The organism is Streptomyces sp. KMM 9044, from assembly GCF_024701375.2.
Taxonomy (GTDB): domain Bacteria; phylum Actinomycetota; class Actinomycetes; order Streptomycetales; family Streptomycetaceae; genus Streptomyces.
Map to the genome: position 1 here is coordinate 285447 of NZ_CP113910.1, position 15338 is coordinate 300784.

The window sequence follows — 15338 nt, forward strand, 5'->3', positions numbered from 1 at the left end:
GGGCAGGGACCTCCGAGGAGACGAGGGTGACGGGTGAGGGGCGGCCGGTGGTCGTTCACATTACCGGCCCGGCCGCCCCGCGATCGGCGGTGGGCGGGCGGGGTGCGTGGAGGAGGGCCAGGTGGGGGGGACGGAGGGTCAGGCGGGCAGCCGGAAGTCGGCGACGTGGAGCGCCGACGGGGTGGTGCCGCCGGAGCGCTCCTGGTACATGACCGACAGCACGCCGTCCTGCGCCGGCCAGGTCTCGTCGATCAGGACCTCACCGAAGGCGTTCAGGCCGGCGCCGTCATACAGCAGGGTCCAGTCGGTGTGCTCCGAGGCCGCGGAGGCGGGTAGGACACGAAGTGGACGGCCCGGTCGTCGAGGGTGGTGCGGCCGGCCAGGGTGACCGACGGGCCGGGGCGGCGGCGCAGGCGGCGGGCCCGCCGAGGGCGGGTCCGGTCGCAGTGCCGAGCAGGGCTCCGGCCAGCAGGGTGCGTCGTCTCATCTCGGGGCTCCTCGGGTGGGGTCCGTGGTCAGGCGAGGTGGAAGACTTCGGTGAGCGGTTTCATCGCCTCGTCCGGGCGGGCGCCGTCGAGGGTCTCGAAGAGGGGGGCCATCTCCGCCTGCCAGCGTGCGTTGACGTCGGTGGCCTCCATGGCAGAGCGGGCGGCCTCGAAGTCCGGGGTCTCGAGGTAGCCGACGAGGAGGCCGTCGTCGCGCAGGAAGAGGGAGTAGTTGTGCCAGCCGGTGGCCGAGAGCGCCTCGCGCATCTCGGGCCACACGGCGGCGTGACGTACGCGGTACTCCGCGATCCGGTCCTGGCGGACCTTGAGCAGGAAACAGACACGCTGCATGAAGTGCCTACCCTCCAATACGAGTTCACGAGTTCACGAGGTGACACAGCGAGCGTCCGAACGGGGGGCGTGCAGCGTGACCACGGCGATCGCGAGCAGCACCAGGAACGGCAGCAGCGCGTACGGGACGAAGGTGTCGCCGATGCGTCCGGCGGCGAAGTCCAGGTACGGGGCGGGGAAGTCGGTCACCGCGTCGGAGCCGAGCACGATCTGTGCGATGCCCCGGTAGGCGGCGAGGGTGCCGAGGGTGACGACGAGCGCGGGCACCCGGCCGAGGCTGACGAGCAGTCCGTTGAGCAGTCCGAAGCCGATGCCCAGCAGCACCGCCAGCGCGAGGGCGACGACCGGGTTCCCGCCGCCCTGGAGGTAGAGCCCGGCGACGAGGGCGGAGATACCGAGCGTGGAGCCGACGGACAGGTCGACGTTGCGGGTGATGACGACGAGGGCCTGGCCGGTGGCGACCAGGACCAGGATGGTCGCATGCAGCAACAGGTCCTTGATGCCCTGCCCGGACAGGAACTCGCTGTTGCCTGCCTGGGTGAAGGCGATCATCACCAGGAAGACGAACAGGATGGCGAGTTCGCGCACCTTGAACACCCGGTCGGCCAGCCGGGTGCCACTGGACTTCGGCACCTCGACGACGGGGGGTGGGGTCGGGACCGACGACCGTCATGCGGCCCTCCCCGTGGCTGCGGCCATCACGGTTTCCTCGGTGGCGTCGGTGCGGGGGATCTCGGCGGTGAGGCGGCCTTCGTGCATCACCAGCACGCGGTCGGCCATGCCGAGGATCTCGGGCAGGTCGGAGGAGATCATCGGCACCGCGACGCCGTCGGCGGCGAGCTGGCAGAGCGGCCGGTGCACCTCGGCCTTGGTGCCGACGTCGATGCCCCGGGTCGGCTCGTCCACGATGAGTGCCTTGGGGCCGGTGGCGAGCCACTTGGCGAGAACGACCTTCTGCATGGTTGCCGCCGGAGAGCGTGTTGACGGTGTCGGCGATCCGGGCGTACTTGACGTGCGGCCCGACCGCCCAGTCCAGGGAGCGGCTGCGTTCCGCGCCCCGGTCCATCAGGCCGGCGCGGACGGTCGTACGCAGTCCGGTCAGGCCGATGTTGCGCTCGATGGACATGTCCATCACCAGTCCCTGGGCGCGCCGGTCCTCGGGGACCAGGGCGAGGCCCGCGGCCACGGCGGTGGACGGGGCGCCGTTGGTGAGCGCGCGTCCGCCGATCTCGACCTCGCCGGCGTCCCAGCGGTCGATGCCGAACACGGCGCGGGCCACCTCGGTGCACCCGGCGCCCACGAGCCCGGCGAGGCCGACGATCTCGCCGCGGCGCACGTCGAAGGAGACGTCGGTGAAGACGCCCTCCCGGGTCAGCCGGCGCACGCTCAGGGAGATCTCGCCGGGACGCACCTCCTGCTTGGGGTAGAGCTTCTCGAGGTCGCGTCCGATCATGCGGCGCACCAGGTCGTCCTCGGTCATACCGTCCAGCGGTTCACTGGCGGTCCGGGCGCCGTCGCGCAGGGTGGTGACCCGCCCGCAGATCTCGAAGATCTCCTCCAGGCGGCGGGAGATGAACAGCACTGCCGCGCCATGTTCGCGCAGGCTGCGTACGACGCCGAAGAGGCGGGCGACCTCACTGCCGGTGAGGGCGGCGGTCGGCTCGTCCATGATCAGGACACGGGCGTCGAAGGAGAGCGCCTTGGCGATCTCGACGATCTGCTGGTCGGCGATGGACAGGCCGCGGGCCGGGCGGCCGGGATCGAGTTCTACGCCGAGCCGCCGCATCAGGGCGGCGGTCGCGGTGCGGGTGGCGCGGTGGTCGGTCCGGCCGAGGGCGCGCCGGGGCTGGCGGCCCATGTAGATGTTCTCGGCGATCGACAGGTCGGGGAAGAGGGTGGGTTCCTGGTAGAGCACGGCGATCCCGGCGTCGTGGGCGCCGCCGGGTCCGTGGAAGAGCACGGGCGCACCGTCGAGCAGCACGTGGCCGACGTCCGGCCGGTGCACTCCGGCGAGCGTCTTGATGAGGGTCGACTTGCCGACCCCGTTCTCCCCGGTGAGGGCGTGCACCTCGCCGGGGAACAGATCCAGGGAGACGTCCCGCAGGGCACGGACCGCGCCGAAGGACTTGGAGATGTCCCTCAGCGCGAGAACCGGGGCCGAACCCGTGTCGGACGGGTGGGTCATGAGGTCTCCTCGACGACGTCCGGCGGGCGGCCCTCGCGGCGTCGTGAAAGGTTTCAATTGGATTGCCGGGACGGTAGGCGCGCGGCGCACGTCACGTCAATGGATCCCGGTCGAAAAACTTTCGACAGCTTCAGGTCACGCCCTGATCACGGAGGGCGGTCTTGGCCGGAGGGGTTGACACCTCTTCGAGGGCGCCATAGCTTCCCGTTCTGAATCGTTTCACTCAGTCATTTCACTCAGTCGTCTTATCCAGTGGTCGATACGACCCGATGTCACAGGAGCCCTGACGTGACCGAGTTCGCCGCGGCGAAGGCCGCTCTCAAGACACAGGCCGTCGAGACGCCGTCGTGGGCGTACGGCAACTCGGGGACCCGTTTCAAGGTGTTCGCGCAGCGGGGTGTGCCCCGCACGCCGCAGGAGAAGCTGGACGACGCGGCCAAGGTGCACGAGTTCACGGGGGCCGCGCCCTCCGTCGCGCTGCACATCCCGTGGGACAAGGTCGACGACTACACCGCGCTGGCCGAGCACGCCGAGGACCGCGGTGTGCGGCTCGGCACCATCAATTCCAACACCTTCCAGGACGACGCCTACCGGCTCGGCAGTGTCTGCCATCCGGACGCGGCGGTCCGCCGCAAGGCCGTGGACCATCTCCTCGAATGCGTCGACATCATGGACGCGACCGGTTCGACGGACCTGAAGCTGTGGTTCGCCGACGGGACGAACTATCCCGGCCAGGACGACATCCGCGCCCGTCAGGACCGGCTCGCCGAAGCACTCGCCGAGGTGTACGAACGGCTCGGCACGGGCCAGCGGATGCTGCTGGAGTACAAGTTCTTCGAGCCGGCGTTCTACACGACGGACGTCCCGGACTGGGGCACCGCGTACGCGCACTGCCTGAAGCTCGGACCGCGGGCCCAGGTCGTCGTCGACACGGGCCACCACGCGCCGGGCACCAACATCGAGTTCATCGTCGCGACGCTGCTGCGCGAGGAGCGGCTCGGCGGGTTCGACTTCAACTCGCGCTTCTACGCCGACGACGACCTGATGGTGGGCTCCGCCGACCCGTTCCAGTTGTTCCGGATCATGCACGAGGTGGTGCGCGGGGGCGGGTTCGCCTCCGGGACCGCGTTCATGCTCGACCAGTGCCACAACATCGAGGCGAAGATCCCGGCGATCATCCGGTCCGTGATGAATGTGCAGGAAGCCACGGCGAAGGCGCTGCTCGTCGATGCGGAAGCGCTGGCCGCCGCGCAGCGGGAGGGGGACGTCCTCGGCGCGAACGCCGTGTTGATGGATGCATACAACACGGATGTGCGGCCGTTGTTGCGTGAGGTGCGGGAGGAGTCGGGGTTGGCCCCGGAGCCCCTGGCCGCGTATGCCCGTTCCGGGTGGGCCGAGAGAATCGTCGCGGAGCGGGTCGGTGGGGAGCAGGCGGGGTGGGGGGCGTAGGCGTCTGCCGGGTTCTGCACCGTGCGGGCCGCGGGCCGTGTGCGGCCGGTCGCACCCACGCGGCGGTAGCCGCATATTGACACCGCCCCGCGCCCCTGTGGGGCGCGTATTTCCTACCCTCCTTCGACAAGGACTGATCACTTATGCCGACCCGGCCCGAAGCCGACGCCCTCCTCGCCCGTTCCCACCGTCTCGGTGCCGACCCCCGGAACACCAACTACGCCGGCGGGAACACCTCTGCCAAGGGCACCGCTACTGATCCCGTCACCGGGGGCGAGGTGGAGCTGATGTGGGTCAAGGGGTCCGGTGGAGATCTCGGGACGTTGACCGGGGCGGGGCTTGCCGTGTTGCGGCTGGACCGGCTGCGGGCGCTGACCGACGTCTACCCGGGCGTCGAACGCGAGGACGAGATGGTCGCCGCGTTCGACTACTGCCTGCACGGCAAGGGCGGTGCGGCTCCCTCGATCGACACCGCGATGCACGGACTGGTCCAGGCCCCGCACGTCGACCATCTGCACCCCGACTCCGGGATCGCGCTCGCCTGCGCGGCCGACGGGGAGAAGCTGACCGCCGAGTGCTTCGGCGACACCGTCGTGTGGGTGCCGTGGCGTCGGCCCGGTTTCCAGCTCGGCCTGGACATCGCCGCGGTGAAGGAGGCCAACCCGCAGGCCGTCGGCTGTGTCCTGGGCGGGCACGGGATCACCGCGTGGGGCGACACCTCCGAGGAGTGCGAGCGCAACTCGCTGCACATCATCCGCACCGCCGAGCGGTTCCTCGCCGAGCGGGGCAGGCCGGAGCCGTTCGGGCCGGTGCTCGACGGGTACGAGCCGCTGCCCGAGGCCGAGCGGCGGGAGCGTGCAGCGGCTCTCGCGCCGTACGTGCGGGCCGTCGCCTCCCAGGACCGGGCGCAGGTCGGGCACTTCGACGACTCCGAGGCCGTCCTGGGCTTCCTGGCCCGGGCCGAGCACCCGCGGCTGGCCGCGCTCGGCACCTCCTGCCCGGACCACTTCCTGCGCACCAAGGTCCGGCCGCTCGTCCTCGATCTGCCGCCGGCGGTCCCCGTGGACGAGGCCGTGGCCCGGCTGAAGGAACTGCACGCCACCTATCGCGAGGAGTACGCCGCCTACTACGCGGCCCACGCCCTGCCCGACTCCCCCGCCATGCGCGGCGCCGACCCGGCGGTCGTGCTGATCCCCGGCGTGGGCATGTTCAGCTTCGGCAAGGACAAGCAGACCGCGCGGGTGGCCGGCGAGTTCTACCTCAACGCGGTCAACGTGATGCGCGGTGCCGAGGCGGTCTCGACGTACGCGCCGATCGAGGAGTCGGAGAAGTTCCGCATCGAGTACTGGGCCCTGGAGGAGGCCAAGCTCCAGCGGATGCCGGAGCCGAAGCCGCTCGCCACCCGGGTGGCGCTGGTGACCGGGGGTGGCAGCGGGATCGGGAAGGCGATCGCGCGGCGGCTGGCGGCCGAGGGCGCGTGTGTCGTCGTGGCGGACCTGAACGGGGACAACGCGGCAGCCGTCGCCGGGGAACTGGGCGGACCGGACAAGGCTGTCGCCGTGACCGTGGACGTGACGTCGGAGGAGCAGATCGCAAAGGCGCTGCGGGCGGCGGTGCTCGCGTTCGGCGGGGTCGACCTGGTGGTGAACAACGCCGGGATCTCCGTCTCCAAGCCGCTGCTCGAGACGTCCGCGAAGGACTGGGACCTCCAGCACGACATCATGGCCCGCGGTTCCTTCCTCGTCTCCCGTGAGGCGGCCCGCGTGATGATCGCGCAGCGGCTGGGCGGCGACATCGTCTACATCGCTTCCAAGAACGCGGTGTTCGCCGGTCCGAACAACATCGCCTACTCGGCCGCCAAGGCCGACCAGGCCCACCAGGTACGTCTCCTCGCAGCCGAGTTGGGAGAGCACGGCATCCGGGTCAACGGCGTCAACCCGGACGGTGTGGTGCGCGGCTCGGGCATCTTCGCCGGCGGGTGGGGCGCCAAGCGGGCGGCGGTGTACGGGGTGCCGGAGGAGAAGCTGGGCGAGTTCTACGCGCAGCGCACGCTGTTGAAGCGGGAGGTGCTGCCCGAGCATGTCGCGGCCGCCGTTTTCGCGCTGACCGGCGGTGACCTCACTCACACCACGGGCCTGCACGTACCGGTCGATGCCGGCGTCGCCGCCGCGTTCCTGCGATGAACGCGGACGTGCGGCCGTACGCGGCGGTCGACCTCGGCGCGTCCAGCGGGCGTGTCATGGTCGGCCGCGTCGGCCCTGGCAGTCTGGAGCTGACCGAGGTCCACCGCTTCCCGAACCGGCCGGTGCGGGTGCCCGAAGGGCTGCGCTGGGACGTTCTCGGACTGTACGCCGGAGTGCTGGAGGGGCTGCGGGCGGCGGGCGGCGGGCTCGCATCCGTCGGTATCGACAGCTGGGCCGTGGACTACGGCCTGCTGGACGCGGACGGCGCGCTGTTGGGCAGCCCGGTGCACTACCGCGACCCCCGTACGGAGGGGGTCGCGGAGAAGGTGTGGGCGACCCTGCCGGCCGGGGAGCTGTACGCGGCGACCGGTCTGCAGTACGCGCCGTTCAACACCCTCTACCAACTGACCGCGGCCCGCTCCACCGTCCAGCTCGCTCAGGCCCGGCGTCTGTTGCTGATTCCGGACCTGCTGACGTACTGGCTCACCGGCACGCAGGGCACGGAGCTGACCAACGCCTCGACCACGCAGCTGCTCGACCCGCGCACCCGCGACTGGTCCCACGAGGTCGCGGGGCGTCTGGGCATCGATCTCTCCCTCTTCGCACCGCTGCGCCAACCCGGTGATCCGGCTGGGGAGTTGCGACCCGAGGTGCTGGAGGAGACCGGGCTGGCCGGCCCCGTGCCGGTGACGGCGGTCGGCTCGCACGACACGGCGTCCGCGGTGGCCGCCGTGCCCGCCGCCGGTGAGCGGTTCGCGTACATCTGCACCGGCACCTGGTCGTTGGCCGGTCTCGAGCTGGACGCCCCGGTGCTGACCGAGGAGAGCCGCACCGCCAACTTCACCAACGAGCTGGGGCTGGACGGCACGGTCCGGTACCTGCGCAACATCATGGGCCTGTGGCTGCTCCAGGAGTGCGTACGGGCCTGGGGCGAGCCGGATGTTCTGGGGACGCTGCTGCTGGACGCGGCCGGGGTGCCCGCGCTGCGGTCGGTGGTGGACGCCGGGGACGCGGCGTTCCTGGCACCGGGACGGATGCCGGAGCGGATCGCCGAGGCCTGCCGGCTCTCGGGCCAGCCGGTGCCCGGCTCGCCCGCCGAGATCACCCGCTGCATCCTCGACTCGCTCGCGCTCGCGCACCGCAGGGCCGTCGAGGAGGCCCAGCAGCTCGCCGGGCGGCCGGTCGACGTCGTGCACATCGTGGGCGGTGGTACCCGCAACGCCCTGCTGTGCCAGCTGACCGCGGACGCCTGCGGGCTGCCGGTGGTGGCCGGCCCGACCGAGGCGGCCGCGCTGGGCAACGTCCTCGTGCAGGCCCGGGCGCACGGACCGGCCGGTGACCTGGCCGGGATGCGGCGCCTGGTCGCCCGCACCCAGCCGCTGACCCGGTACGAACCGCGCGGTGACACGCGGCGGTGGGAAGCCGCGCGGGCCCGGCTCGCCCGGGGCTGACCGGGGGCTGCCCCCGCGCGGCACCCGCGCACTACCCTGCATCCACTCGACGATCGATCCAGAAGGAGCCGCGATGCGTGTCGCCCTGTTCCTGACCTGCGTCAACGACACGCTCTATCCGGACACCGGGCGCGCCGTGGTGAAGCTGCTGACCAGACTCGGTGTCGAGGTCGACTTCCCGATGGCGCAGACCTGTTGCGGCCAGGCGCACTACAACACCGGGTACCGGCACGAGGCCGAGCCGCTTGCACGGCACTTCTCCGAGGTCTTCGGGGACTACGAGGCGATCGTGACACCGTCCGGGTCGTGCGGGGCGATGGTGCGGGAGCTTTATCCACGGATGGGCGAGCGGGCCCGTGCCCAGGGGCGCGGAGACGCCCTCGCGGCCGCCCTGGCGCCGGTGGTGCCGAAGACGTACGAGCTCACCGAGTTCCTGGTGGACGTGCTGGGGGTGACGGACGTCGGCGCGTACTACCCGCACACCGTGACCTACCACCCCACCTGTCACGGCCTGCGCTCCCTGGGGCTCGGCGACCGGCCCCGGCGGCTTCTGGAGGCCGTGAAAGGGCTGAAGCTGGTGGAGCTGCCGGGGGCCGAGGAGTGCTGCGGCTTCGGCGGCACGTTCGCGCTGAAGAACTCCGACGTCTCCGCGGCGATGGGAGCCGACAAGGTGCGCAGCGCCGAGTCGACGGGCGCGGAGGTGCTGTGCACGGCGGACAACTCGTGTCTGATGCACATCGGGGGGACGATGAGCCGGCTGCGCACCGGCATGCGGCCGGTGCACGTCGCGGAGATCCTGGCGAGCACGGAAGAGGAGAGGCAAGGGGAGGAGGTGGCGGCCGCATGAGCGGTACGAGCGAAACGTTCGTCGGAATGCCGGCCTTCCCACAGGCGGCGCGGGAGGCGGTACGCGACACCACTCTGCGCGGCAACCTCCGACATGCCACGCACACCATCCGGGCCAAGCGGGCGAAGGCCGTCGCCGAGGTGTCGGACTGGGCCGGGCTGCGGGAGGCCGGCAAGCGGATCAAGGATCATACGCTCCGTCACCTCGACGAGTACCTGGTGCGGTTGGAGGAGACGGTGACAGCCGCGGGCGGCACCGTCCACTGGGCCGCCGACGCCGCCGAGGCCAACCGGATCGTGACCGGACTCGTCAAGGAGACGGGCGAGTCGGAGGTCGTCAAGGTCAAGTCCATGGCCACGCAGGAGATCGAGCTCAACGAGGCCCTCGAGGCGGCGGGCATCCGCGCCTATGAGACCGATCTGGCCGAACTGATCGTGCAGTTGGGCCAGGACCGCCCCTCGCACATCCTCGTCCCGGCGATCCACCGCAACCGCGGGGAGATCCGGGACATCTTCGCCCGCGAGATGGGCGGCTGGGGCCGCCCGGCGCCCGAGGGGCTCACCGACACGCCCGCCGAACTGGCCGAGGCCGCGCGGCTGCACCTGCGGGAGAAGTTCCTGCGGGCCAAGGTCGGCATCTCCGGGGCCAACTTCATGGTCGCCGAGACCGGCACGCTGGTGGTGGTGGAGTCCGAGGGCAACGGACGGATGTGTCTGACCCTGCCCGAGACACTGATCTCGGTCGTCGGCATCGAGAAGATCGTGCCGACCTGGCGGGACCTCGAGGTGTTCCTGCAGACGCTCCCGCGCTCCTCGACCGCCGAGCGGATGAACCCGTACACGTCCACCTGGACCGGCACCACCGACGCGGACGGCCCGCGCGCCTTCCATCTGGTGCTGCTGGACAACGGCCGCACCGACACCCTCGCCGACGAGGTGGGCCGACAGGCGCTGCGCTGCATCCGCTGCTCGGCCTGCCTCAACGTCTGCCCGGTCTACGAGCGGGCCGGCGGCCATGCCTACGGCTCGGTCTACCCGGGCCCGATCGGAGCCATTCTCAGCCCTCAACTGCGGGGCACGGCAAGCGAGATCGACGCGTCCCTGCCGTACGCCTCGTCGCTGTGCGGGGCCTGCTACGAGGTGTGCCCGGTCGCCATCGACATCCCCGAGGTGCTGGTGCACCTGCGGGAACGGGTCGTGGAAGGCGGCCAGGTGGTCCGGGACGGCAACAAGGTGGTGCTGCAGCCCGCGAGGGGCCACGCCGCCGAGCGCGCCGCGATGCGCGCGGCCCGCTGGGCGTTCTCGCACCCGGGCGCGCTGCGCACCGGCCAGCGCCTCGCCTCCCGCACCCGGCGCCTGCACCCGCGCACCCTGCCGGGCCCCGGCCGCGCGTGGAGCGGGACCCGGGATCTTCCTCCGGTGCCGGCGGAGCCCTTCCGCGACTGGTGGCAGCGCACACACGGCGCCGGGGCTCCCCCCTCGTCGGGCGCGGCCGGGGCCCCGGCGAAGGACGAGGACAGGAGCAAGGACAAGGACGGTAACCGGTGAGCAGCAGGGAACGGATCCTGGGCCGGGTGCGGCGCGCCCTCGCCGACGTCCCGCGCGCCGACGACAGGCCGTACGAGCAGGCTGTCCCGCGCGACTACCTGCGCGAGCACGGTGACCGCACCCCGGCCCGGACGCTGGACCTCCTCGCCGAGAACCTCGCCGACTACCGGGCGGTCGTCCACCGCACCGGCGCCGACAAACTGGCCGAGGTCGTCGCCGGGCTCCTGGCCTCACGCGGTGCGTCGTCGGTGCTCGTACCACCGGGTCTTGACGAGAGCTGGCTCGCCCGGACCGGGGTGACACGGGTCGCGGACCGGGCGGAGAGCACTCCGCAGGAACTGGACCGGGTCGACAGCGTGGTCACCGCCTGCGCGGTCGCCGTCGCCGAGACCGGCACGATCGTCCTGGACGGCTCCCCCGACCAGGGCCGGCGCCGGATCACCCTTGTCCCGGACCACCACATCTGCGTCGTCCGCGCAGCCCAGGTCGTCCCCTCCGTCCCGTACGCGCTCGAACGTCTCGATCCGGCCCGCCCTCTCACCTGGATCTCCGGCCCGTCGGCGACGAGCGACATCGAACTCGACCGGGTGGAGGGTGTGCACGGCCCGCGCACCCTGGAGGTCGTCCTGGTCGGCTGATCCCGCGGCCTCCACCCGGACCCCGACGGCCCGGGCGCGAGATCGGCCGCGGCTCCGGCGGCACCGGCCGGTGCCGCGGTGGGCCACCACTGCCCGGCGCGCTCGTCTCGTTGGAGGGTTAAGTCGGCGGCCTTCGCATAGCTCTGGGCCATGGCGCCCGCGAAGTCGTACACCACGACCTGTTCCTCGCCGACAGCCCAGGCGTCGTGGCCGGGTGTGCAGACGAAGGCGTCGCCGGGGCCGACCTCGCTCTCGGCGCCGTCGTCCATGCGGATGTGCAGCCGGCCCTGGAGGACGTAACCGTTGTGGTGGATCCAACAGCTCGGGGTTCCGGCGATGGGCCCGACGGATTCGGACCAGCGCCACCCGGGCTCGAAGACGGCCACGGCGAAGTCCGGTCCGGTCATGTGGACGGCTTCGAGGTGTCCCCTGGGGAAGTCCCGCCGCTCGTCCGGCTTGTCCGGTGTCTTGATATCGAGCATGTCCCTGCTCTTCCGGCCGTCGCTCTGAGCGGCCGGGGCCGGTCTCCGTCCGTCCGTAACAGCACCGGCGGGGCGGGCCTGGCCCCACCACTCCATCGTCCGTCCGTCAAGGCGGGCGCGCCATTCGGGTGACGGGGCCGGTACCGGTGTGTCCAAGGGGTGCCCGGCGGTCACGCGTGTCCGATTCGTTCAAGAGGACGGAGACGGTGTCCCGCTACCGTCGCTGCCATGAAGAGCACCCGGAGAGAATCGCGCCACCTCAGCGTCCTCGTCGACCGCACCGTCGCCGATGTCTACGCCTATGCGTCACAACCGGCCAACCTGCCCGCATGGGCCCATGGCCTGGGCGGCTCCGTCGAGAGGATCGAGGGGCAGTGGGTCGCGGAGTCCTCCCCCCCCTGGGCCGGGTCGTGGTCGCCTTCGCACCGCACAATGAGTGGGGTGTGCTCGACCACGACGTCACGCTGCCTTCCGGGGAGACCGTCCACAACCCGGTCCGCGTGCTCGTCGACGGTTCGGGGAGTGAGGTGGTGTTCACCCTCCGCCGGCAGCCGGGGACGAGCGACGCCGCATTCGAACGTGACGCCCGTATGGTCGCCGCCGATCTGACACGGCTCAAGGAGTCGATGGAGACCGCCTAGCCCCATCCTCCGCAGGTCCCCCATTCGGGAAGATCAACTGATCACAGCTGGTCGGCCACCGATCAGCGCAGCGGTCCGCGGTGCAGAACCCACCGAAGCACGATCGCTTCAGGACCGTGATCCAGCCCGGAGGCTGTGCAAAAGAGTGACCCGCGGAGGACGGACCCAGCCACCGGAGCCGCGGAGAGGAGCGAGGCGCGCGGACCCGGCGACGAGGGGCTGCGTCGGCCTGCGCAGCACGTTCCGCCGCGTGTCCTTCGGCGCGGCACTCAGCACGCCCACCGGCATCCAGAGCGCCGGCCAGCGGCAGCGCGACGGCCACCCACCGCAGCACGGCCGGCCCCCTCCCTCCGCCGGATGCCCGGGCCGCCGCCTCGATGAGCTGGTGCACGCCGAGCAGCAGCGGCAGCGCGGCCTGCGGAAGGTCACCGCTTCGCCCGAGCGCACCGCGCGGGCCCCGCAGGCCGCCGCGATCCCGACACCCGCCACAAGTCCGGCCTCCGCACTCCAGCACGTCACTCCGCCTTCGGGGCACCGGCAGGAAAGCCCATCCTCGCGAACCCGGGGCAGCCGGAGGCCGACGGCACGAAGGCGCGGCCCTCCTGTTGCCCGGTGCGCTCCCCGCCCCGCTTCGGCTTCCGGGTGCCGGGGGCGGTGTCGCGGCTGCGGTGGACGACGTACGCGGGTGGAATGGTCGCGCACCGCGTCGGGGGCTGCCCGCTGCTCGGTGCAGAGGGTCGCGAGCGCGGCCGGGAAGACGCCGTCCTGTTCCTTGAGGATGTGGTAGCGCGGCATCGCCATCGCTTCCATCAGCCGGCCCGGCCCGGCCGGGTCGCCTGACGTACCACCGCCGACGGGCCGGACCGGCACCTCGTCGACGTGCCGGTGTTCCGCATCCAGGGTGGCGGTCTGCTCGGGGAAGTCCTCGGCCGTGGCGGGGAACAGCCGGCGTTCCTCCACCCGGGTGTGCGGGCCGAGCACGGCCGCTGTCCCCCGGGCCGCCCGCGCCGTCCGGGAACGTCGCGGGCCTCGTGGGCGGGACGCAGGTGACTGATCAGGCGGGCGGCCCCGTCGTGCTCACGGGCCAGCCCGTCGGTCGACGCCAGGGACCGGCGGCCGCGTACTCGTACGCGGGGCTTCCCCTCTGCCTCCTCCCCCGGCCCTGACGACGTGTCCGGTACTCGTCCTCACCCTCTTCCGGCCGTACCGGAGCACCTTGCTGCGGTCCTCGGGCCTCTCCCGGGGCGTCGCCGGGCCGGATGCGCGGATCCTCGCCGATCAGTACGGTGGCGTCCAGGTGTTCGACCTCGGAGACCTTGGAGAGAATGACCCGACCGCCGATGGCGCGGGTCACCGGGTGGTGGAGGCGGCGGCATGGCCGGCAAGAAGATGACGAAGCTGCCCCGGGCGGCGTACGAGAGCGAGTTGCTGCGGCTGCAGACGGAGCTGGCGAAGCTCCAGGAGTGGGTGCGGGCGGAGGGGGCCCGGCTGGTCGTCGTCTTCGAGGGCCGGGACGCCGCGGGCAAGGGCGGCACCATCAAGCGGGTCACGGAGCACCTCAACCCGCGCGTGGCTCGGATCGCGGCCCTGCCCAAGCCGACCGGGCGCCAGCGCACCCAGTGGTACTTCCAGCGCTACGTCGAGCACCTGCCGGCCGCCGGTGAGATCGTGCTGTTCGACCGCTCCTGGTACAACCGCGCCGGCGTCGAGCGGGTCATGGGCTTCTGCACGAAGAAGGAGTACCAGCGCTTTCTGCACCAGTGCCCGATCTTCGAGCGGATGCTGGTGGAGGACGGGATCCTGCTGCGCAAGTACTGGTTCTCGGTGAGCGACACCGAGCAGGAGACACGGTTTCGCAAGCGGCTGGAGGATCCGCTGCGCCGCTGGAAGCTGTCGCCGATGGACCTCGAGTCGATCACCAGCTGGGAGGCGTACTCCCGGGCCAAGGACGCGATGCTGGTGCACACCGACATCGTCGAGGCTCCGTGGTACATCGTGGAGAGCGACGACAAGCGCCGTGCCCGGCTGAACATGATCGCCCATCTGCTGGGCACGGTGCCCTACCAGGAAGTGGGGCCGCCGGTCATCGAGCTGCCGGAGCGCCCGCCGTCCACCGGCTACCAGCGCCCGCCCCGCGACCTCCAGACGTACGTCCCTGACCACGCGGACGGCCTCCGACCCGGGGACCGGACGACGTGACCGGGTGATGCCCCCGGCGGCCCGGGCGTTCACGCTCTTCGTGCATGATCGGTGATGGCCCCTCGACCTTCACGGCGGGGAGGCGACTCACCGGACCCCGAAGGAGATGGCCTTGTCCATCTGGGAGGCGCTGGCGGTCTTCGCCGCCGGAATCGGCGCCGGCACCATCAACACCATCGTCGGCTCGGGCACGCTGATCACGTTTCCCGTCCTGCTCGCCACCGGGCTGCCCCCGGTGACCGCCACCGTGTCCAACGCCCTCGGGCTGATCCCCGGTTCGGTCAGCGGCGCCATAGGCTACCGGGCGGAGCTCAAGGGCCAGCGCCGTCTCGTCCTGCGGCTCGGCGCGGCCGCGGCGGTCGGCGGACTCGCCGGGGCGATGCTGCTGCTCACGCTCCCCGCGACCGCCTTCGAGACGATCGTTCCCGTGCTGGTCGCACTCGCGTTGGTCCTCGTCGTACTCCAGCCCCGTGTCTCCGCCCGCGTCCAGCGCCGCCGTGCGCGCACGGGCACGGTCACCAGGGCCGACGGCGGCCCCGTCCTCTTCGGCGGGCTCCTGCTCGCCAGCGTCTACGGCGGCTACTTCACAGCGGCCCAGGGGATCATCTACCTCTCCCTGATGGGCATGCTGCTCGACGACACCCTTCAACGTCTGAACGCCGTCAAGAACGTCCTCGCCGCCGTCGTGAACAGCATCGCGGCCCTGTTCTTCCTGTTCGTCGCCGACTTCGACTGGGCTGCCGTCCTGCTCATCGCCGCGGGCTCGGCGATCGGCGGCCAGGTCGGCGCGAAGGTGGGGCGCCGGCTCCCTCCGCGCATCCTGCGGATCTTCGTCGTCGTGGTCGGCATCATCGCCATCGTCCAACTGCTTCTGCGCTGA

At 71.6% G+C, this 15338-nt stretch carries 10 protein-coding genes and 5 pseudogenes; 9 read left to right on the plus strand and 6 right to left on the minus strand.

The genetic code is table 11. The annotated features are described in order from the left end of the window. Positions 1–138: 138 nt before the first annotated feature. The 4 genes and pseudogenes from HUV60_RS01375 to HUV60_RS01390 all read right to left on the minus strand — a co-directional run. Positions 139–342: pseudogene (locus HUV60_RS01375) on the minus strand (Tat pathway signal sequence domain protein); the annotation flags it as partial. Positions 343–515: 173 nt separating this feature from the next. Further along, positions 516–836, minus strand: coding sequence for an L-rhamnose mutarotase (locus HUV60_RS01380; protein WP_257852805.1), 321 nt, complete (start codon positions 834–836; stop codon positions 516–518). Positions 837–902: 66 nt separating this feature from the next. Continuing rightward, positions 903–1469 (minus strand): annotated as a pseudogene (locus HUV60_RS01385) (ABC transporter permease); the annotation flags it as partial. A 36-nt stretch (positions 1470–1505) separates the two neighbouring features. After that, positions 1506–3021 (minus strand): annotated as a pseudogene (locus HUV60_RS01390) (sugar ABC transporter ATP-binding protein). A gap of 288 nt (positions 3022–3309) precedes the next feature. On the opposite strand from HUV60_RS01390, the gene rhaI reads away from it, so the two are divergent. The 6 genes from rhaI (at position 3310) to HUV60_RS01420 (ending at position 11136) form a co-directional block, all read left to right on the plus strand. Continuing rightward, complete coding sequence (gene rhaI / locus HUV60_RS01395) at positions 3310–4470, plus strand: L-rhamnose isomerase (RefSeq protein WP_257852804.1); 1161 nt, start codon at positions 3310–3312, stop codon at positions 4468–4470. Between the two features lie 143 nt (positions 4471–4613). Beyond that, positions 4614–6653, plus strand: coding sequence for a bifunctional aldolase/short-chain dehydrogenase (locus HUV60_RS01400; RefSeq protein ID WP_257852800.1), 2040 nt, complete (start codon positions 4614–4616; stop codon positions 6651–6653). Next, complete coding sequence (locus tag HUV60_RS01405) at positions 6650–8104, plus strand: rhamnulokinase (RefSeq protein ID WP_257852799.1); 1455 nt, start codon at positions 6650–6652, stop codon at positions 8102–8104. Before HUV60_RS01400 ends, HUV60_RS01405 begins: the two co-directional genes overlap by 4 nt. A 73-nt stretch (positions 8105–8177) precedes the next feature. After that, positions 8178–8951, plus strand: a complete 774-nt coding sequence (locus HUV60_RS01410) for a (Fe-S)-binding protein (protein WP_257852797.1) — start codon at positions 8178–8180, stop codon at positions 8949–8951. Next, on the plus strand, positions 8948–10498 hold the full coding sequence (locus HUV60_RS01415) for a LutB/LldF family L-lactate oxidation iron-sulfur protein (RefSeq protein ID WP_257852795.1): 1551 nt from the start codon (positions 8948–8950) through the stop codon (positions 10496–10498). The genes HUV60_RS01410 and HUV60_RS01415 overlap by 4 nt, the downstream gene beginning before the upstream one ends. Beyond that, on the plus strand, positions 10495–11136 hold the full coding sequence (locus HUV60_RS01420; protein WP_257852794.1) for a LutC/YkgG family protein: 642 nt from the start codon (positions 10495–10497) through the stop codon (positions 11134–11136). Before HUV60_RS01415 ends, HUV60_RS01420 begins: the two co-directional genes overlap by 4 nt. A 128-nt stretch (positions 11137–11264) precedes the next feature. Here the strand turns inward: HUV60_RS01420 and HUV60_RS01425 are convergent. After that, a pseudogene (locus tag HUV60_RS01425) lies at positions 11265–11618 on the minus strand (cupin domain-containing protein); the annotation flags it as partial. Positions 11619–11846: 228 nt separating this feature from the next. Between HUV60_RS01425 and HUV60_RS01430 the strand changes: the two are divergent. After that, positions 11847–12259, plus strand: a pseudogene (locus HUV60_RS01430) (SRPBCC family protein). Here the strand turns inward: HUV60_RS01430 and HUV60_RS33495 are convergent. After that, positions 12234–12794, minus strand: a complete 561-nt coding sequence (locus tag HUV60_RS33495) for a DUF6629 family protein (RefSeq protein ID WP_331461968.1) — start codon at positions 12792–12794, stop codon at positions 12234–12236. The pseudogene HUV60_RS01430 and the gene HUV60_RS33495 overlap by 26 nt on opposite strands. An 839-nt stretch (positions 12795–13633) precedes the next feature. Between HUV60_RS33495 and ppk2 the strand changes: the two genes are divergently transcribed. After that, a complete protein-coding gene (gene ppk2, locus HUV60_RS01435) occupies positions 13634–14458 on the plus strand; it encodes a polyphosphate kinase 2 (protein WP_257852792.1) in 825 nt (274 codons plus the stop codon). Positions 14459–14564: 106 nt separating this feature from the next. Continuing rightward, entirely contained in the window at positions 14565–15338 is a 774-nt protein-coding gene (locus HUV60_RS01440) for a sulfite exporter TauE/SafE family protein (protein ID WP_257852790.1), read from the plus strand.

Coding starts and splice junctions, on each gene's coding strand:
- HUV60_RS01415 (WP_257852795.1), top strand. CDS start 8,948: ATGAGCGGTACGAGCGAAACGTTCGTCGGAATGCCGGCCTTCCCACAG.
- HUV60_RS01410 (WP_257852797.1), top strand. CDS start 8,178: ATGCGTGTCGCCCTGTTCCTGACCTGCGTCAACGACACGCTCTATCCG.
- HUV60_RS01440 (WP_257852790.1), top strand. CDS start 14,565: ATGGCCTTGTCCATCTGGGAGGCGCTGGCGGTCTTCGCCGCCGGAATC.
- ppk2 (WP_257852792.1), top strand. CDS start 13,634: ATGGCCGGCAAGAAGATGACGAAGCTGCCCCGGGCGGCGTACGAGAGC.
- HUV60_RS01380 (WP_257852805.1), bottom strand. CDS start 836: ATGCAGCGTGTCTGTTTCCTGCTCAAGGTCCGCCAGGACCGGATCGCG.
- HUV60_RS01400 (WP_257852800.1), top strand. CDS start 4,614: ATGCCGACCCGGCCCGAAGCCGACGCCCTCCTCGCCCGTTCCCACCGT.
- HUV60_RS01405 (WP_257852799.1), top strand. CDS start 6,650: ATGAACGCGGACGTGCGGCCGTACGCGGCGGTCGACCTCGGCGCGTCC.